The organism is Magnetospirillum gryphiswaldense MSR-1 v2 (assembly GCF_000513295.1).
Lineage (GTDB): Bacteria > Pseudomonadota > Alphaproteobacteria > Rhodospirillales > Magnetospirillaceae > Magnetospirillum > Magnetospirillum gryphiswaldense.
On sequence record NC_023065.1, the window covers coordinates 1,337,803 to 1,355,091 of the forward strand.

Annotated in this window: 18 protein-coding genes; 7 read left to right on the forward strand and 11 right to left on the reverse strand. The window is 62.7% G+C overall.

Annotation, left to right across the window (positions count from 1 at the left end; translation table 11 throughout):
* Positions 1-12: 12 nt before the first annotated feature.
* From MGMSRV2_RS06365 to MGMSRV2_RS06390, 6 genes are all read right to left on the reverse strand, one after another.
* Entirely contained in the window at positions 13-1,350 is a 1,338-nt protein-coding gene (locus tag MGMSRV2_RS06365; RefSeq protein ID WP_024079536.1) for an NAD(P)/FAD-dependent oxidoreductase, read from the reverse strand.
* A 78-nt stretch (positions 1,351-1,428) separates the two neighbouring features.
* Positions 1,429-2,073: a maleylacetoacetate isomerase gene (maiA, locus tag MGMSRV2_RS06370; RefSeq protein ID WP_041634156.1), complete on the reverse strand. Its 645-nt coding sequence runs from the start codon at positions 2,071-2,073 to the stop codon at positions 1,429-1,431.
* Positions 2,073-3,083 (reverse strand): fumarylacetoacetate hydrolase family protein, encoded by a 1,011-nt coding sequence (locus tag MGMSRV2_RS06375; protein ID WP_024079538.1) that lies wholly within the window; start codon positions 3,081-3,083, stop codon positions 2,073-2,075. Before MGMSRV2_RS06375 ends, maiA begins: the two co-directional genes overlap by 1 nt.
* A gap of 168 nt (positions 3,084-3,251) precedes the next feature.
* Positions 3,252-3,476, reverse strand: a complete 225-nt coding sequence (locus MGMSRV2_RS06380; protein WP_024079539.1) for a DUF2783 domain-containing protein — start codon at positions 3,474-3,476, stop codon at positions 3,252-3,254.
* Between the two features lie 16 nt (positions 3,477-3,492).
* On the reverse strand, positions 3,493-5,145 hold the full coding sequence (locus MGMSRV2_RS06385; RefSeq protein WP_024079540.1) for an FAD-dependent oxidoreductase: 1,653 nt from the start codon (positions 5,143-5,145) through the stop codon (positions 3,493-3,495).
* Positions 5,146-5,316: 171 nt separating this feature from the next.
* Entirely contained in the window at positions 5,317-6,282 is a 966-nt protein-coding gene (locus MGMSRV2_RS06390; protein WP_024079541.1) for an MBL fold metallo-hydrolase, read from the reverse strand.
* A gap of 315 nt (positions 6,283-6,597) precedes the next feature.
* On the opposite strand from MGMSRV2_RS06390, the gene MGMSRV2_RS06395 reads away from it, so the two are divergent.
* Positions 6,598-7,095, forward strand: coding sequence for a phage tail protein (locus MGMSRV2_RS06395; protein ID WP_024079542.1), 498 nt, complete (start codon positions 6,598-6,600; stop codon positions 7,093-7,095).
* A gap of 31 nt (positions 7,096-7,126) precedes the next feature.
* Here the strand turns inward: MGMSRV2_RS06395 and MGMSRV2_RS06400 are convergent, their stop codons facing one another.
* The 3 genes from MGMSRV2_RS06400 to MGMSRV2_RS06410 all read right to left on the reverse strand — a co-directional run bounded on the left by MGMSRV2_RS06400 (position 7,127) and on the right by MGMSRV2_RS06410 (position 9,066).
* Positions 7,127-7,537 (reverse strand): Rrf2 family transcriptional regulator, encoded by a 411-nt coding sequence (locus MGMSRV2_RS06400; RefSeq protein ID WP_024079543.1) that lies wholly within the window; start codon positions 7,535-7,537, stop codon positions 7,127-7,129.
* Complete coding sequence (locus MGMSRV2_RS06405; RefSeq protein ID WP_024079544.1) at positions 7,534-8,031, reverse strand: GNAT family N-acetyltransferase; 498 nt, start codon at positions 8,029-8,031, stop codon at positions 7,534-7,536. The genes MGMSRV2_RS06400 and MGMSRV2_RS06405 overlap by 4 nt, the downstream gene beginning before the upstream one ends.
* An 84-nt stretch (positions 8,032-8,115) precedes the next feature.
* Positions 8,116-9,066: a radical SAM/SPASM domain-containing protein gene (locus tag MGMSRV2_RS06410; protein WP_024079545.1), complete on the reverse strand. Its 951-nt coding sequence runs from the start codon at positions 9,064-9,066 to the stop codon at positions 8,116-8,118.
* 248 nt (positions 9,067-9,314) lie between these two features.
* On the opposite strand from MGMSRV2_RS06410, the gene MGMSRV2_RS06415 reads away from it, so the two are divergent.
* The 6 genes from MGMSRV2_RS06415 to MGMSRV2_RS06440 all read left to right on the forward strand — a co-directional run bounded on the left by MGMSRV2_RS06415 (position 9,315) and on the right by MGMSRV2_RS06440 (position 14,788).
* On the forward strand, positions 9,315-10,445 hold the full coding sequence (locus tag MGMSRV2_RS06415; protein WP_197538555.1) for a 4Fe-4S dicluster domain-containing protein: 1,131 nt from the start codon (positions 9,315-9,317) through the stop codon (positions 10,443-10,445).
* Between the two features lie 2 nt (positions 10,446-10,447).
* Entirely contained in the window at positions 10,448-11,035 is a 588-nt protein-coding gene (locus MGMSRV2_RS06420) for a cyclic nucleotide-binding domain-containing protein (RefSeq protein WP_024079547.1), read from the forward strand.
* Positions 11,036-11,037: 2 nt separating this feature from the next.
* The gene (locus MGMSRV2_RS06425; protein ID WP_024079548.1) at positions 11,038-11,874 is read left to right on the forward strand and encodes an FAD/NAD(P)-binding protein; all 837 of its coding nucleotides are present in this window, start codon (positions 11,038-11,040) and stop codon (positions 11,872-11,874) included.
* 2 nt (positions 11,875-11,876) lie between these two features.
* Entirely contained in the window at positions 11,877-12,653 is a 777-nt protein-coding gene (locus tag MGMSRV2_RS06430) for an NADH-quinone oxidoreductase subunit B family protein (protein WP_024079549.1), read from the forward strand.
* A complete protein-coding gene (locus MGMSRV2_RS06435) occupies positions 12,646-13,938 on the forward strand; it encodes a Ni/Fe hydrogenase subunit alpha (protein WP_024079550.1) in 1,293 nt (430 codons plus the stop codon). Before MGMSRV2_RS06430 ends, MGMSRV2_RS06435 begins: the two co-directional genes overlap by 8 nt.
* 61 nt (positions 13,939-13,999) lie before the next feature.
* The gene (locus MGMSRV2_RS06440; RefSeq protein ID WP_024079551.1) at positions 14,000-14,788 is read left to right on the forward strand and encodes an IclR family transcriptional regulator; all 789 of its coding nucleotides are present in this window, start codon (positions 14,000-14,002) and stop codon (positions 14,786-14,788) included.
* A gap of 45 nt (positions 14,789-14,833) precedes the next feature.
* Here MGMSRV2_RS06440 and MGMSRV2_RS06445 read toward each other — a convergent pair whose 3' ends face one another.
* Positions 14,834-16,507, reverse strand: coding sequence for a ribonuclease J (locus MGMSRV2_RS06445; RefSeq protein ID WP_024079552.1), 1,674 nt, complete (start codon positions 16,505-16,507; stop codon positions 14,834-14,836).
* On the reverse strand, positions 16,504-17,286 hold the full coding sequence (locus tag MGMSRV2_RS06450; RefSeq protein WP_024079553.1) for a type III pantothenate kinase: 783 nt from the start codon (positions 17,284-17,286) through the stop codon (positions 16,504-16,506). Before MGMSRV2_RS06450 ends, MGMSRV2_RS06445 begins: the two co-directional genes overlap by 4 nt.
* Between the last annotated feature and the right edge of the window lie 3 nt (positions 17,287-17,289).

The following is a 17,289-nucleotide window of genomic DNA, read 5'->3' on the forward strand; positions in this document are numbered from 1 at the left end:
TCTCCCTTTTCTTTAGGCCTGACCGCGCAGCATGGTCAGATAGGTCGGCTTCAGCGCCATGGTCTTCATCACCCAGGTGATCCACAGCTCTTCCAACGGCGCGATGATTCCGGGGAAGGACGGCACCAGATTGTTGTCGTAGTCGAACTCGACCAGCATGGCTTGACCCAGACGGGTGATCAGCGGGCACGAGGTATAGCCGTTATAGACGCTGGTCGCCTGGGTGCCGGCAATGGAGGCCACCAGATGATCCACCGCCACCGGCACCTGCCACTTGACGCTGGCCGCCGTCTTGCCCTTGGGCACACCGGCGATGTCGCCAACGCCGAAGACATTGGCGTAACGCTTGTGACGCAGGGTCGACTTGTCCACTTCCATCCAGCCGTCACCGGCCCACGGGCCTTCCTGCCAGCGAAGCGGAGAATTGCGCACCGCCGCCGGCGCCCGCATGGGCGGAACGACGTTGATGAAGTCGTACTTGATTTCCGTCGGGCCGGTGGGCGTGCTGAACATGGCCACCTTGCGGCCCAGATCGATACCGGTCTGGATGTGGTCGTACTGCACCTTGACACCACGGTCGCGGAACAGCATGCGCACCTTTTCCGAGACGATGGGGACCGAGAACAGCGCCTTGTTGTTGGCGGCATAGATCACTTCGGCCTTGCCGCGATTGCCGCGGCGGCGCAGGTAATCATCGGTGAGGAAGGTGTATTTCAGCGGCGCGCCGGCACATTTCATCTCGGTGTTGGGGCGCAGGAACAGACCGACGCCGCCCTTGTCGGCGAATTGCGACATGGCGCCCCAGGTGGCGAAAGCGGCATCGGGGCCGGCATAAATGCTGCCCAGGCCGTCCTGGCCGATGCGGTTCACGTCCATGCCCTCGATGCTGGCATAGTCCAGGGTCAGGCCGGTGGCCACCACCAGATAATCATAGGCGACAGCCTTGCCCGAGGCGGTCACCACCTTGTTGCCGTCGGGATCGATCTCGGCCACCGCCTCTTCGATCCAGGTGACCGCTTTCGGCAGATATTCCGCCGTGGTCGAGGTGACGTAATCCTTGGGCTTGATACCGCCGGCCACCAGGGTGAAGCCGGGCTGGTAATAATGCGCCTTGCGCCCGTCGATGATGGTGATCTCGGCGCCGTCCAGGCGCTGCACCAGCCGTGATGCCATCGACAGACCGGCGGCACCGGCACCGACGATGACGATCTTGGCGCCCTTGCCGGCCACCTTGGTGCTGGCCGCCGCCTGACGCGGCAAAACCAGACCCGTACCGGCGGCGACGCCCCCCAGACCCATCAGGCGCAGCAGATCGCGGCGCCCCAGACGGGGATCAAGATTGGAACCCATATGGACCGTCTCCCATATTTTACTTTTCAAGCATCGAATATGAGAGAGTACTAATTGTAATGCAATACCTGTTTTGAGTCATTCAAAGTCGGGTTGTTGCGCCGGCGCCGCCTGGTTGAAAGCGTCGATTTGTTCACAACGTTCAGCAATGCGCATGATGGTCGGCAGCGCCGTCAGATCGCAATTGAAACGCCGGGCGTTGAACACTTGCGGCACCAGACAGCAATCGGCCAGACCCGGCTGATCGCCATGACAGAAGACGCCGGTACGCCGGTCTGCCGCCAGCATGGCTTCCACCGCCTGAAGCCCCGTCTGCACCCAATGGCGATACCAATCATCCTTGGCCGCCTGATCCAGGCCCAAGGTGCCGCCCAGATATTGCAGCACCCGCAAATTGTTGATGGGATGGATGTCGCAGGCGATGGCCTGGGCGATGGCGCGGACCCGGGCCCGGCCCAGCGGATCGGCGGGCAGCAGCGCCGGGTCGGGATGGGTTTCGTTCAGATATTCCAGGATCGCCAGGGATTGGGTCAGCACTTGACCGTCCACCGCCAGCGCCGGCACCAGCCCTTGCGGGTTGAGCGCCAGATAATCCGCCGATTTATGCTCGCCGCCGTTCCTGACCAGATGCACCGGCACCGCTTGGTAATCGATGCCCTTGAGGTTAAGGGCGATGCGCACCCGATAGGCGGCGGACGAGCGGAAATAGGTATAAAGCCTGATCACAGCTTGACCACCTGTTGACAGATGTCGCCGAAGATATTGTTGCCGTCGGCATCATCCATACGGATGCGGACGCTATCGCCGAACTTCAAAAAGCCGGTCTTGGGCGCGCCCGCCTCGATGGTTTCGTACATGCGGACCTCGGCGATGCAGCAATAGCCGATGCCGCCATTGTCGATGCTGGAGCCCCACAGATCGCCTTGCTTGTTGGACACGGTGCCGGAACCGATGATGCTGCCGGCCTCGAGTTCGCGCGTCTTGGCCAGATGGGTAATCAGTTGCGGGAAATCGAAGGTCATGTCCTGGCCGGCATTGGGGCGCCCGAACGGCTTGTCGTTGATGTCGACCACCAAGGGCAGGCTGACCTTGGCGCCATCCCAGGCGGCGCCCAATTCGTCGGGGGTGACGGCGACGGGGGAAAAGGCGCTGGCCGGCTTGCTTTGCACGAAGCCGAAGCCCTTGGCCAGTTCGGCCGGGATCAGGTTGCGCAACGACACGTCGTTGACCAGCATGACCAGACGGATGGCCTGGGCGCATTGCTCGCGGCTGGCGGCCATGGGCACATCGCCGGTGATCACCGCCACTTCCGCTTCCAGGTCGATGCCCCAATCCTCGGTCACCGCAACGATCGGGTCGCGCGGACCGACGAAGGAATCCGAGCCGCCCTGATACATCAGCGGATCGGTATGGAATTCCGGCGGCAAGGTGGCGCCGCGCGCCTTCCGGACCAGTTCCACATGATTGATATAGGCCGAGCCGTCGGCCCATTGATAGGCGCGCGGCAGCGGCGAGGCGCAAGCGACGGGGTCGAAGGGAAAGGCCTCGGCATTGCTGCCGGCGTTCAGACCGACGGACACCGCTTCCAGCTTGGGGGCCAGAGTGTCCCAATCATCGAGCGCCGCCTGCAAGGTGCGGGCGACATGAGGGACGGCGACGCAGCGGGACAGATCGCGGCTGACCACCACCAGGGTGCCGTCGCGTCCGCCTTGCTTCAGGGTGGCAAGCTTCATGCCTTGGTCTTCCTTTTCATCTTACGCATCTTCCCCTTCCGTCACTCCCGCGAAGGCGGGAGTCCAGAGGGTGCACCTCCACCTTTTCCGCGACTCCTGGATACCCGCCTGCGCGGGTATGACGACGAAAAAGGTGGAAGCGGCCATCAATTCATATGCCTAACGAAGTTACACGTCTTCGCGGGCGGCCTTCATGGCCTCGGCCAACACATCCATATCGCCGATATGGTTGGCCAACAGCAAGATCAGCTTGGCGTTGACCATATTGCTTTGTTCGTCCGACAGATCGCGGTGGGTTTCGATCAGCATCTCATAGAAATCGTCGTTGGGGCTGAACTCGCGGAAGTAACGCTTGCCGGTCTGGTGAAAGTTGGGGGTGGTGATCAGCGACATTTGGATTTCTCCCGGATCAGGCGTTGCAGGTGGCGCGAGCGATGGCGGCGCGGATAAGGCCTGCATCGAACTTGCGCCAACGGGCGGTGACATGCTGGTCGGGACGCAGCAGATGCACGGTGCCGGGCTTGGCATCGTAAATCTTGGCGAAGGTGCCCTTGACGTCCTCGAAGGCGATCATCCCCGCCGGCGCCTTGCCGCCGGGCGGTACCACGGCGATGGTGGTGACCGGGATGGAATCGGACAACAGGGCATCGGCACCGGCAGGCGCCGCCTCGGGGGCATAGACCAGGGCGATGAATTTGTTGCCCACGTGGTCGAGCAGCCAACCATCCTTGCCGTCGACGCGGATGGAGGCGTCTTCCATGGGGGCGCCGGGGATCATGTCGCCCATGAAACCGTCCACGTCCGGGGTATTGAGACGCGATTCGGCATAGAAGCACGGCACCGACAGGCGACCGGAATTGACCAGGGCACGGGCGAACGGATGCTTGCGTGCCAGCCCCAGGGTGGCATTGCGGAAGGTCAGCGAGGTCTTGGATTTGGGGGTGATGAAATCGGTGGAGCGGGTCGAGTTCATCAGGTTTTCGTCGGCGCCCCAGGTGCGCTCGGCGCTATAGGTGTCGAGCAGGGTTTCCGGCGCCTTGCCGTCCATGACCAGCTTCAGCTTCCACACCAGATTGTCGGTGTCCTGAATGCCGGAATTGGCGCCACGCGCGCCGAACGGCGACACCTGATGGGCGCAATCGCCGACGAAGAAGACGCGACCATGACGGAACTCGTTCATGCGTCGGCATTGGAAAGTATAGACGCTGACCCATTCCAGCTCGAACGGACGGTCGTCGCCCAGCATGGCCTGGATGCGGGGGATGACCTTTTCCGGCTTCTTTTCCTCTTCCGGGTCGGCCTGCCAGCCAAGCTGGAAGTCGATGCGCCAACAATTGTCGCTTTGCCGGTGCAACAGCACCGACTGGCCGGGATGGAACGGCGGATCGAACCAGAACCAGCGCTCCGGCGGAAATTCTGCTTCCATCACCACGTCGGCGATGAGGAAACGGTCCATGAAGATCTTGCCGTCGATATCCAGGTTGAGCATGGAGCGGATGGGCGAGCGCGCCCCGTCGCCGACGATCAGCCAATCGGTTTCCAGGGTATAGAAGCCGTCGGGGGTCTGCACCTTGACGGTAACCTTGTCGCCCGCCGGCTCGACACCCACAACCTTGTTCTTCCAGCACAATTCGACGTTGTCGAACTGCTTCAAGCGGTCGATCTCGTATTCTTCCAGGTAATATTGCTGGAGATTGATCATGCCCGGACGCTTCTGGTCGGCGTTGGGCTTCAAGTTGAAATTATAGACCTCTTCCTCACGGAAGAAGGTGCGGCCCACATTCCAGCTCACCCCCTTGTCGACCACCGGATCGCCGACGCCCAGACGGTCCAGCACCTCCAGCGCCCGCTTGGCGTAACAGACGCCGCGCGAACCGACCGAGACGGTGTCGTCGTCATCGAGGATGACCACCGGCACGCCCTGTTGGGCCAGATCGATGGCGGCGGCCATGCCCACCGGGCCGGCGCCGACCACCACCACCGGATAGCGCGGAATAGTATCGCCGCCGGCCCCGGTGGGCAGACGGAAATCGAACTTGGGATAGCTGTAGGTCTTGAGCAATTTTCTCTCCTCCCTGATTTGGTTGCAAGCGCCCGGGGTTGGTCCCCGGTTGTCGCTATGGAGCACTTTCACGCGAAGCGTGGAGATGCGATGAGCCCGAGTGGCGCCTGAGCGGCCCGTCACGGGCCACTTTTGAAACCAAGACCAGTTTTCGCTTTAGCTGAAACTGGTCTAGACTTCCTTTTGCAAGGCCGTCCACATTTCCTTGTCGCGCTCCGCCGTCCAGATGCGCGGATGATCGATGCCGCTGGCCTCGTCGACGGCACGGGTGACGTCGAACGGCAGGCAATGTTCATAGATGAAGACATGGCCGAACTTGGGGTCCATGGCCTTGCGGGTGTGCTTCATGGCGGCGAACAGGTCCATGCCCTGCGCCACCGCTTCCTGGGCCGACCGGTAAAGGGTGGTGACGAAATCGCTGGTGTAATCCAGGCCCTTGGCTACTTCCGCCGGGTTCATCAGCGCCGGGCCGCGACCGGGGATCAGCTTTTCGGCGCCAAGCGCGCGCAGCGCCGCCAAGGTATCGGGCCATTGGCGCAGATGGGCGTCGCCGGTGTAGCAGGCGGCCTCGCATTCTACCAGATCGCCCGAGAACAGCACCTTCTCGCTCGGCAGCCAGACCACGGTGTCGCCCTTGGTGTGACCAGCGCCCAGATGCTTGATCTGCACTTCCAGCTTGCCCATGTAAAGGGTCATGGACTCCTTGAACACCAAGGTCGGCCAGGTCAGGCCGGGCACCGATTCGAAGTTCTGGAACAGGCGGGGAAAGCGGTCGTATTCCGACTTCATGTCATGCTCGCCGCGCTCGACGATCAGGTCGTAGGTACCCTGGCTGGCGATGACCTGCTGGCAACCCTCGGCGAAATAGGCCGAGGCGCCCAGCACGCGGACGGCGTGATAATGCGACAGCACCACATACTTGATCGGCTTGTCGGTGATCTTGCGGATTTCGGCGATCAGGCGACGCGCCATCACCGGGGTGGCCAGGGCATCGACGATCAGCACGCCGTCATCGCCGATGATCACGCCGGCATTGGGATCACCCTCGGCGGTATAGCCCCAGGCATGGTCCGACAATTGGGTGAAGGTGGTCTTCTTTTCTTCCAGATCGGCCACCGAGGCGAATTGCTTGCTCATGAAAACCTGTCTCCGTTGTCCCCTTGGGTCATGAGCGTAATTCTGAAATACGGAATCAGTTCCGTCAACAGGAAACGCACTGCAGCACGGATGACTTAGCCGAACGGTCAATGCACCAAAGACGGCCAGGGCCAGTCACAGCCTGATGACCTGTGTTTGCGGGAAACGCTCGTCTCCATGGGGAGACACATGTCGACAAAAATCCCTGAATGCGTGTATTATCAAAATATTGGTATCGCATTACATACAAAAATGCGGGCATAGTGCGGCTGACGCGAAACATCACTTCGGTGATTGGCTTTTATGGGGGGACACATGAATCGCAAGAAAACACGCATCAGTTTGGCCGCCGCCACCTTGGCACTGGGGACCGGCGTCTCGATGTTTTCAGCTCCGGCATACGCCTGTGGGGAAGATACGTATCTGGGCTCGATCTGTGCCGTCGCCGCCAAATATTGTCCGAGCGGCTTCCTGCCCGCCCAAGGCCAGTTGCTGTCCACCAGCCAGAACCAAGCGCTGTATTATTTGCTGGGCAACACTTACGGTGGTGACGGCCAAACCACCTTCGCCTTGCCCGACCTGCGCGGACGCACGGTCACCGGGGTTGGAAGCGGCCCCGGCCTCACTCCGGTTCCTCTGGGACAACGACGCGGTCAGGAAGGCGTCACCTTGACCCCGGCCCAGGTTCCAACCGCCAACGGTCCGCTGAGCTCGGGTAATCAGGCGGCGACGCAAACCGTCCCCACCCTGCCGCCGCAATTGGGGCTGACCTACTGCATTTCCACTGGAGGCCTCTTCCCGCCGCAACCGTGATCAGGAAGGCAAACGCAAGGGAGATGGGTGATCAGCGCTTCTTGTCCACCAGCTTCAGCATGGTTTCCAGGCTGATGGAGGCGAAGGTGGCGCGGGCGATGTCCTCGATCTCGGTCAGCACCTCGCACAGGGCGCCGCCGCCGGGGGTGCCGTCGCCGTCCTCGCGCTCGCCCCGGGCCAAGGGGTCGATGGTCTCGAACAACTGGATCACGTCCAACAAAGTGGTGCGCTTGACCGAGCCGGAAAAGCGATAACCGCCGCCGGCGCCACGCACCGCCTCCAGCAGACCGGCGCGACCGAGCGAGCGCAGCACCTTGGCCAGATGGTTGGTGGAAATGCCGTATTTGTCGGCGATTTCGTGGGCCGACATCTGCCGACCGGGGTCACCGGCCAGTTCGAGGATGGCGAACAGGGCGCAGCGGGTGGCTTTTTGCAGCTTCATGACCCGGCCAGCTCCATTTCCAACTGAATGAACGGCCCGGCCATCATGCCCTGGCTGCGGAAAAAGCTCATGGCCAGGGTGTTGTCGCGGGCCAGCATGGTGCGGATGATGCTGACGCCGGCTTGGCGGAAGCTGTCGCACACCGCCTGGAACAGGGTCTGCGCCACATAGCGGGTGCGCACTTCCTTGTGGATGCCCACCGCGAAAACCCAGCCGCAGGGCGGCGAACCGAATTCCCAGGCGCGGATTTCACCGACGATGAAGCCGATCACCGTCTCGCCCTGGCAGGCGCACAGGAACAGGCGGTTGAGATGGGCCAGCCCCGGATCTTCCGCCGGCTGACGGACATAGCGGTCGTGGATGTCTTCCCAATAACCGGGCTTTTCAATGCCGGTAATGGAAACGTCGATGGCGGCCACCTGGGCAATGTCGCCTTGGGTGGCCGTCCGCAACGTATATGCGCTGTCCCCGCCGCGCATCAGGATTTCGGGCATCTTGTCCGCTCCGCCTTCGTTGACACTGTTCTAGGACACCTGGCGGGGCGTTGACAATTGTAAAAAGCCCATTCCCCGAGGGGGTTAAGCCTGGTGCTTGCGATAGGCGATGCATTCCTCGCAAACGGTGCCCACCACATTCTCGTCCAGGTTGGCCTGACGCAACTTCTGGAACGCTTCGGAATGCCACGCCTGCATGAAGCCGGACTGGTTCAGATCGCCCATGTCGAAGCGGCCATCATGGTCGAAACAGCAGGCGGCCAGATGACCATCCCAGGTGACGTGGCCTTCGGTGAACAGCGACCAGCACGGCAGCGGCTGGCGCATGGCGTCGGCGCGGCCCACATTGCCGGCCACCGGCATGGTGCCGCGTTCGCCGGTGGTCAGGCCGGCCTGACCGTAAAGCGGCAGCCAATAATGCTGGTCGACATAGGGCAGGATGCTGTCCACCGCGCGTTCCATGCGTTCGCGCTGCTCGCCGTCATACTGGATGGACGAGGCGAACAGACCGCAGCGCTGACCGGTCCGTTCCGCCACCTCGTCGCGGATGGCCTTGGCCGCCTGGATGTTGGCAACCACGTCGTCGAAGCAATCGACGCGGGTGATTTCCTTGGCCTGGGCCGGATCGGCCCAATTGAACGAGAATTTCAGCGAATCGAGCCCGGCCTCGAAGCAGTCGCGCAGCCGGTCGGGGGTGGCCAGCCGGCCATTGGTGGTCAGGAAGATATAAGGATAGCCGAAACGCTGCTTGGCCACGGCGATGGCCTCGGCCAACCGGGGATACAGCATGGATTCGCCCAAATAGAACATACCCAGTTCCTCGACCCCGGCTTCGCGCATCTCGCCCATCAGCCGCACCAGGAAATCCCAGTCCATGTCGCGCTTGTCGCGTAAGCGCTGGCTGGTGGCGCAAAAAAAACAGGCCAAGTCGCAGCGCGCCGTCAGCTCGATCTTGACGCTGGGCGGGCATGGCGGCATGGCCGTGCGGTAATGGGCCGGGATCAGGGTGATGTTGTCGATGCGTTGGGTGATCATGGGCAACCTCGGGTCATGGGATCGCCTGTTCATATCCCGCCCCAGCCCCGCCAGATGTGACGATGGACAAGCCGCCGCCTCACTCCATGCCGCACTGCAATAAAGTGCAGCACAATAGTCGGAATAATATTTGAAATTGCCACTTAATATTCACCAAGCAGGTTTGCGAAAAAATCGATGATCGGCCATTGGCGATGTGCAAAAGCGGGTGTACCATCTTTTCGCCCTTACTGAATGACGGGGGGTCGATGATGGCAAAGGCCAAAAGTGACGGTGTCGCGGTCTCTGTCCTGGACAAGGACGGATTAGGCGATTTCATCAAAAATCTGCGCAAAAGCGGCTATCAGGTCTTTGGCCCGCGCCGCGACAACGACGCGGTGATTTACGACCTTATCGACGGCGCCGACGATTTGCCCGCCGGTTGGGGATCGGAACAGAAAGGCGGTCATTACCGCCTGCGCCAGCGCGACGACGGCGCCTGGTTCGGCTATGGATTGGGTCCGCAAGGCTGGAAGCGTCAGCTTTATCCGCCGCGGCAGAAGCTGTTCGCCGCCACCCGCACGGACGGTGGCGGCTTCACCCTTGCCCCCCCTGCCCCACCGGCCCCGCCCATGGCCTTTATCGGCGTGCGCGCCTGCGAACTGGCGGCCATCGCCCGTCAGGCCAAGGTGTTCGGCGACCGTGATTTCGCCGATCCCGGCTATCAGCGCCGTCTGGCCGATGCCCTGATCGTCGCCGTGCAATGCGGCGAGGCGTTGGAGACCTGTTTCTGCGCCTCCATGGGCACCGGCCCCGAGGTCAAGAGCGGCTTCGACATCAAGCTGACCGAGGTGATCGACAACAGCCATCATGTGTTCGTGGCCGAAGCCGGAACCCCGCGCGGGGCCAAATTGCTGAAAGCGGCCAAGCCGGCCAGCCAAGCCGACATCAAGGCGGCGGCGCAGGTGGTGAAAAACGCCGAAACCCAGCAAAAGCACCTGGACCCGGCCGCCGCCCGCGCCCTTGCCACCAACCCCGAGCATCCGCGCTGGGATCAGGTCGCCGCCCGCTGCCTGACCTGCGGCAATTGCACCATGGTCTGCCCCACCTGCTTTTGCACCACGGTCGAGGACGTCACCGACCTCAAGGGCGACAATGCCGAACGCTGGCGCAAGTGGGATTCGTGCTTCACCTCCGACTTTTCCTATATCCACGGCGGCGCCGTGCGCACCGAGACACGGTCGCGCTATCGCCAATGGATCACCCACAAATTGTCCACCTGGGTGGACCAGTTCGATGAAACCGGCTGTGTCGGCTGTGGCCGCTGCATCACCTGGTGCCCGGTCGGCATCGACATCACCGAGGAAGCCGCCGTCATCACCGGCCAAGGGAGGATTTGATCATGGTAAAGCCGGAAAATCTTGGCCGCATCATCGATGAACACCCGTTTTTCCAAGGCATCGACGCCCCCTTGCGCGAGCTTCTGATCGGCTGTGCCGCCAACGAACGCTATGATGCCGGTCAGTTCCTGTTCCGCCAGGGGCAAAGCGCCGAGAAGTTCTTCCTGATCCGCGCCGGCACCGTGGCGGTGGAAATCGACCAGCCGGGCCGCCCGCCCATCATCATCGAAACCATCGCCGAGGGCGACATCGCCGGTTGGGCCTGGATGGTCGCGCCCTATCAATCCACCTTCGACGCCCGCGCCATGAATTTGGTCCGCGCCCTGTCCTTCGACGCCCAATGTCTGCGCCGCAAGATGGAGGTCGACCCGGCCTTGGGCTTCGAGGTCATGCGCCGCTTCGTCCCGGTCATGGCTCATCGTCTGGCCGCCGCCCGCCTGCAAATGCTGGATCTGTACGGCCCGACCAAAAAGCCCAAGGCGGCCAAGCCCGCCAAGCCGGAAAAGGCCGAAGCCAAGAGCAAGGGCAAGAACCGCGCCGCCGACGCCCGGCTGGAAAAAGCCACGGGCAAGAAAAAGAAGGACGGCTGATCATGAACGCCATCCCGCATGACCCCATGGTGCCGGTGCCGTTCCGCATCGAGAAGGTGCGGCGCGATCTGTCCGACACCTTCACCATGGAAATGGTGCCGGAAGCGGGCGGTGATTTCACCTTTCGCCCCGGCCAGTTCAACATGCTGTACGTGTTCGGTGTCGGTGAGGTGCCTATTTCCATTTCCGGCGATCCCGCCGACCGCTCGGTGTTGGTGCACACCACCCGCGCCGTCGGTACGGTGACCGAGGCGCTGGACGCGCTGAAGCCCGGCGATGTGTTGGGCGTACGCGGCCCCTTCGGCACCGCCTGGCCGGTGGAGGCCACCTTTGGTCACGATCTGGTCTTCGTCGCCGGCGGCGTCGGTCTGGCCCCGCTTCGCCCGGCCATCTATCAGGCCATGGCCCACCGCGAACGCTTTGGCCGCGTCATCGTCCTTTATGGCGCCCGCACGCCCGAAGACATCTTGTACAAGAAAGAGCTGGAACGCTGGCGCGGGCGCTTCGACCTGGATGTGCTGGTCACGGTCGACCGCGCCACCGGTAAATGGGGCGGCAATGTCGGGGTGGTCACCAATCTGGTGACGCGCGGCGGCTTTGATCCGCTCAACACCGCCAGTTTCGTCTGCGGCCCCGAGGTGATGATGCGTTATGCCGCCGCCGCCCTGGAAAAAAAGGGCGTCAGCCGTGACAAGATCTGGGTGTCGGTGGAACGCAACATGAAGTGCGGCTGCGGTCTGTGCGGCCATTGCCAATGGGGCCCCCATTTCACCTGCAAGGATGGGCCGGTGTTCCGGTATGACACCATCGCCGACCTGTTCCAGATCAGGGAGCTTTAGCCATGTCCGAACGCAAGCGCCCCAAACTGGCGGTGTGGAAGTTTTCCAGCTGCGACGGCTGCCAGTTGAACCTGCTGGATTGCGAAGACGAATTGCTGGCCCTGACCGAGGAAGTGCGCATCAGCTATTTCCTTGAAGCCACCCGCAAGGTGGAGAAGGGCCCCTATGACGTGTCTTTGGTGGAAGGGTCCATCACCACACCGCACGACATCAAGGCCATCCGCGAGGTGCGCAAGCAATCCAAGCTGCTGATCACCATCGGCGCCTGCGCCACCGCCGGCGGCATCCAGGCGCTCAGGAACTTCAAGAACGTCAAGGAATTCATCCGCACGGTCTATGCCCACCCGGAATATATCGACACCCTGACCACCTCGACCGCCATTTCCGACCACGTGCCGGTGGATTTCGAACTGCGCGGCTGTCCGGTCAACAAATACCAGATGCTGGAAGTCCTGAACGCCGCATTGAACGGTCGCAAACCCAACATCCCCCGTCATTCCCAATGCATCGAGTGCAAGGAAAGCGGCACCGTCTGCCGCATGGTCGCCGCCGGCACCGCCTGCCTGGGTCCGGTGACCCAGGCCGGTTGCGGCACGCTGTGCCCCGGCAAGGATCGCGGCTGCTATGGCTGCTTCGGCCCGATGGAAACGCCCAACACCTCCGCCTTGGCCGCGCAATTGCTGGCCCTGGGGCAAACCGGTCGCGACGTCCATCGCCTGTTCCGCACCTATAACGCCAATGCCGATGCATTCCGTAAGGAGAGCGACAGCCATGGCTGACATCCGCACCATCAAGGTCGAGGCCCTGGCCCGGGTCGAGGGCGAGGGCTCCCTGCACGTCAAGATCCGCGACGGCATCATCAAGGAACTGCATTTCGGCATCTTCGAGCCGCCGCGCTTCTTCGAGGCCTTCCTGCGCGGTCGCGACTTCCGCGAGGTGCCCGACATCACCGCCCGCATCTGCGGCATCTGCCCCATCGCCTATCTGATGGGGGCCAGTCAGGCCATGGAAGACATCCTGGGCATCCAGGTGACCAAGCCCATCCGTGATCTGCGCCGCTTGGTCTATTGCGGGGAATGGATCGAAAGCCACGCGCTGCACGTCTATATGCTGCACGCCCCCGACTTCCTGGGGCTGGCCGACGCGCTGGAACTGGCCAAGGTCGACCGCACCTTGGTGGAAAAGGCGCTACGGCTGAAGAAGATCGGCAATGAGATTTTGGAAACCATCGGTGGCCGCGCCATCCACCCCGTGGGTCTGCGGGTCGGCGGCTTTTACAAGGCGCCGTCGAAACGGCACCTGCGCGCCTTGGAGGAAAACCTGAAATGGGCGGTGGAAACCTCGATCGCCACCGTCAAGCTGGTGGGCGGCTTCGACTTCCCCGATATCCAGCAGGATTATAATTTCATGGCGCTGCATCACGCCGATGAATACGCCATCCATGAAGGCCGGCTGATCACCTCGTCCGGCCTGGATTTCCCCGTCTCGCAATTCCTCGATCACATCGAGGAAGAACACGTATCGTGGTCCAACGCCCTGCACGGCAAGCCCAAGGACGGGCTGGCCCATCACGTCGGCCCCCTCGCCCGCTATAACCTCAACTACGCCCAATTGGGCAAGACCGCCAAGGCGGCGGCCAAGGCGGCGGGATTGGGGACAGTGGTCAGAAATCCGTTCCAGTCCATCGTCGTCCGTGCCGTCGAACTGGTGCAGGTGTGCGAGGATGCGCTGAAGATCGTGCAAAACTACACCGAGCCGGATGCCCCTTACGTGGATGCCCCGGTCAAGGCCGGCGAAGGCCATGGCTGCACCGAGGCGCCGCGCGGCATCTGCTATCACCGCTATCGCATCCATGCCGACGGATCGGTCCAAGATGCCCGCATCGTCCCGCCCACCGCGCAGAATCAAAAGGTGATGGAACTGGACCTGCGCAAGGTGGTGCAGGCCAATCTGCACAAGTCCGACGACGAGATCAAATGGCGGGCGGAACAGGCGATCCGCAATTACGACCCCTGTATTTCCTGCGCCACCCATTTCCTTAAACTGGAGATGGATCGCGGCTGACCTTGCCAAGACCGCGCATCACCGGTATCTCCTTTGATGGTTCAGGGGAGATACGCGGTCCATGAGTGAAGCCAACGAAGGCAAACACGGCGTCCAGTCCATCGAGATCGGCATGCAGGTGCTGCGGGCCCTGGCCGGTGGGGAACGCGCCATGATGCTGAAGGATATCGCCGCCGTCGCCGGCATGCCGGCGTCCAAGGCGCACCGCTATCTGGTCAGCCTCATCCGGGCCGGCATGGTCGAGCAGGACCGCGAAACCTCGCTGTACGATCTGGGGCCGCTGGCCCTGCATGTGGGTCTGGCCGCCATCGACCGCCTGGATCGCATCCAATTAGGGCTTAACGCCATCGCCGAGTTGCGCGACCGCGTCAACGAAACCACCGCGCTATCGGTGTGGAGCGAGAACGGGCCGGTGATCGTGCGCGGCGAGCGCCCGCGCCGCGCCATCACCGTCAACGTCGTCACCGGTACCGCGCTTGAAGTGCTGTCATCGGCGTCGGGCCAGATTTTCGGCGCCTATCTGCCGCGCCCGCAGGTACAAGGCCTGATCGAAGCCGAACTGGCCGAGGGCCGCGCCCCGGCCAATGCCAATTCCTGGCCGGCAATCGAAGCCATGTTCGATCAGGTGCGCCAAACCGGGATCAGTGCCGTCTCCGGCTATCATCTGGTGCCCGGCGTCGAAGCGGTGGGCGCCCCGGTGTTCAACGCCGCCGGCGACATCACGCTCACCATGCTGGTGGTGGGCATTCAGGGCATGTTCGACATGCGCCCCGAGGGGCAGGTGGTACGCGAACTCAAGCAAGCGGCCAATCTTCTGTCGGAACGATTAGGCAGCGCCCGACGCTCGTGAAAAAGTCCTTCGCTTCGCTCAGCGGACTTTTTCACGCGTTACCAATCACACGCGCACCAGATGCACGGTGGTGATGGGCTTGTGGTTCAGCATGCTCTTCAACTCGCGGCGCACGGCGCGACGCACCGCCTCGGCGGCCACCGCGTCGTCCTGGCGGGCCTTCAGCGGCAATTCGTCAAAGGCTTCACGCGCCGCCTCGACCACGGCATCGTGCTCCTCGGCGAAATGTTCGGCATCCAGCAGACCCAGGGCGGTCACCTGCGGCTCGCTCAACAGCTTGCCCTTGCGATCGGCGACGATGGTGCAGACGCATGAGCCGTTGAACACCATGCGGCGGCGGTCGCGCAGCACCGCCGAATCCAGACGGACCAGACGCGGGCCGCCCTCCAACGCCTGACCGTCCACGGCCAAACGCCCGACCGGGACATGGTCGATCACTTCCGCCGGGCCGGGAGCCAGGCGGACCATGGCGCCGTTCTCGATGGCCAGGGTCTGTTCCACCCCACAAGCCGTGGCCAGGGCGCAATGTTCCTTGACGTGGCGGGCCTCGCCATGGACCGGAATGGCGATCTGCGGGCGCACATACTGGTACATGGCCTGCATTTCATCGCGGGCCGGGTGGCCGGAGACGTGGATGGGCTCGTCACGGTCGGTGACCACCTCGACGCCCATGCGCACCAGATCGTTTTGCAGCTTGAAGATGGGCTTTTCGTTGCCGGGAATGATGCGCGACGAAAAGATCACCACGTCGCCCTTGCTCAGTTTGACGTTGGGATGGTCGTTGCCGGCGATGCGGGCCAGCGCCGCGCGCGGCTCGCCCTGGCTGCCGGTACACAGGTACAGCACCTTGTCGGCGGGCAGATGGGCGGCATCGTGATCGTTGAGGAAGGGGGCGATATCCTTGAGATAGCCCAACTCGCGCGCCGCCTTCTCGATGCGCCACAGCGACCGCCCGACCAGGGCGACCGAGCGGCCATTGGCCTCGGCCGCCAGGGCCACGCTTTCCACCCGCGCCACGTTGGTGGCGAAGCAGGAAATGGCGATGCGGCGATCGTAACGCGACAGCAGGCCGATCAGGTTGGCGCGGACCTCGGCTTCCGAGCCGGAATGGCCGCGGGTGAAGACGTTGGTGGAATCGCCGACCATGGCCAAAACCCCTTCATTGCCGATGCGGCGCAGGGTTTCGGTATCGGCGGGGGCGCTGATCAGCGGGTCGGGATCGAACTTCCAGTCGCCGGTATGCAGCACGGTGCCGGCCTTGGTGCGGATGGCCAGCGAATTGGGCTCGGGAATGGAATGGGTCAGCGACACCATTTCGATGTTGAACGGCCCGACGTCGAAGCGCCCACCCAGGGGGATGACATGCACCGGCACTTGCCGTTGCAGCCCCACTTCATGCAGCTTGCCCATCAGGATGGCGGCGGCGAACGGGGTGGCGTAGACCGGGCATTTCAGCCGCTGCCACAAATAATGCACGGCGCCCACATGGTCTTCATGGCCATGGGTGATGACGATGCCGGCCAGTTTGTCGCGCCGTTCCTCGATCCAGGCCGGGTCGGCCATCACCACGTCGATCATCGGCATGGTATCGTCGCCGAAGGTCACCCCCACATCGACCATCAGCCATTTGCCGTCATGGCCGTACAAATTCATGTTCATGCCGATTTCACCGGCACCGCCCAAAGGCAGGAAAATCAGTTGGTCCTTACCCGGATTCATGCTTTTTCCGATCGGGAATTGCGGCGGTGGATTTCCAAAAGCCCGCGCAAGGTCAGGTCCGAGGCCAGTTCGTTGATGACCGGCGTCGATTCGGCGAACAAAGGCGCCAATCCGCCGGTGGCCACCACCAGCATCTTGGCCCCGAACTCTTCTTCCATGCGCTTCACCAGCCCTTCGATCAGGCCGACATAGCCCCAGAAGATACCCGACATCATCGCCGGGACGGTGGCCTTGCCGATCACCTGCTTGGGCCGCCCGATGGCGACGCGCGGCAGCTTGGCGGCGGCCATGTGCAGGGCCTCCAGCGACAGGTTGATGCCAGGCGCAATGGCGCCACCGCAATAATTGCCCAGGCCGTCGACCACGTCGAAGGTAGTGGCAGTGCCGAAATCGATGACGATCAACGGCCCCTTATAGAACTTGTGCGCCGCCACCGCGTTGACAAGACGGTCGGCGCCAACTTCCTCGGGCCGGTCCAGCAGCACCTTGATGCCCAGATCCACCCCTTCGTCGCCGACCACCTGCGGCTCGCAGCCGAAATAGCGCCGGCACAGGGTCTTCAGGTTGAAGACGATGGCCGGGACAACGCTGGCGATGATCACCGCCGAGATATCCTCGCGCTTCAGATTCTCGGTGGTCAGCAATTGCATCAGCCACACCCCCAATTCATCGGCGGTGCGGTCGGTATGGGTGGATGCGCGCCATTCGCCGCGCACCTGTTCGCCGTCGAACACGGCAAAGACGATATTGGTATTGCCGGCATCAATGGCCAGAAGCATGGC

Coding starts and splice junctions, on each gene's coding strand:
- MGMSRV2_RS06405 (WP_024079544.1), bottom strand. CDS start 8,031: ATGCCCGAAATCCTGATGCGCGGCGGGGACAGCGCATATACGTTGCGG.
- MGMSRV2_RS06425 (WP_024079548.1), top strand. CDS start 11,038: ATGAACGCCATCCCGCATGACCCCATGGTGCCGGTGCCGTTCCGCATC.
- MGMSRV2_RS06395 (WP_024079542.1), top strand. CDS start 6,598: ATGAATCGCAAGAAAACACGCATCAGTTTGGCCGCCGCCACCTTGGCA.
- MGMSRV2_RS06440 (WP_024079551.1), top strand. CDS start 14,000: ATGAGTGAAGCCAACGAAGGCAAACACGGCGTCCAGTCCATCGAGATC.
- MGMSRV2_RS06415 (WP_197538555.1), top strand. CDS start 9,315: ATGATGGCAAAGGCCAAAAGTGACGGTGTCGCGGTCTCTGTCCTGGAC.
- MGMSRV2_RS06380 (WP_024079539.1), bottom strand. CDS start 3,476: ATGTCGCTGATCACCACCCCCAACTTTCACCAGACCGGCAAGCGTTAC.
- MGMSRV2_RS06375 (WP_024079538.1), bottom strand. CDS start 3,083: ATGAAGCTTGCCACCCTGAAGCAAGGCGGACGCGACGGCACCCTGGTG.
- MGMSRV2_RS06390 (WP_024079541.1), bottom strand. CDS start 6,282: ATGAGCAAGCAATTCGCCTCGGTGGCCGATCTGGAAGAAAAGAAGACC.
- MGMSRV2_RS06400 (WP_024079543.1), bottom strand. CDS start 7,537: ATGAAGCTGCAAAAAGCCACCCGCTGCGCCCTGTTCGCCATCCTCGAA.
- MGMSRV2_RS06435 (WP_024079550.1), top strand. CDS start 12,646: ATGGCTGACATCCGCACCATCAAGGTCGAGGCCCTGGCCCGGGTCGAG.
- MGMSRV2_RS06420 (WP_024079547.1), top strand. CDS start 10,448: ATGGTAAAGCCGGAAAATCTTGGCCGCATCATCGATGAACACCCGTTT.
- MGMSRV2_RS06410 (WP_024079545.1), bottom strand. CDS start 9,066: ATGATCACCCAACGCATCGACAACATCACCCTGATCCCGGCCCATTAC.
- MGMSRV2_RS06430 (WP_024079549.1), top strand. CDS start 11,877: ATGTCCGAACGCAAGCGCCCCAAACTGGCGGTGTGGAAGTTTTCCAGC.
- MGMSRV2_RS06445 (WP_024079552.1), bottom strand. CDS start 16,507: ATGAATCCGGGTAAGGACCAACTGATTTTCCTGCCTTTGGGCGGTGCC.
- MGMSRV2_RS06450 (WP_024079553.1), bottom strand. CDS start 17,286: ATGCTTCTGGCCATTGATGCCGGCAATACCAATATCGTCTTTGCCGTG.
- MGMSRV2_RS06365 (WP_024079536.1), bottom strand. CDS start 1,350: ATGGGTTCCAATCTTGATCCCCGTCTGGGGCGCCGCGATCTGCTGCGC.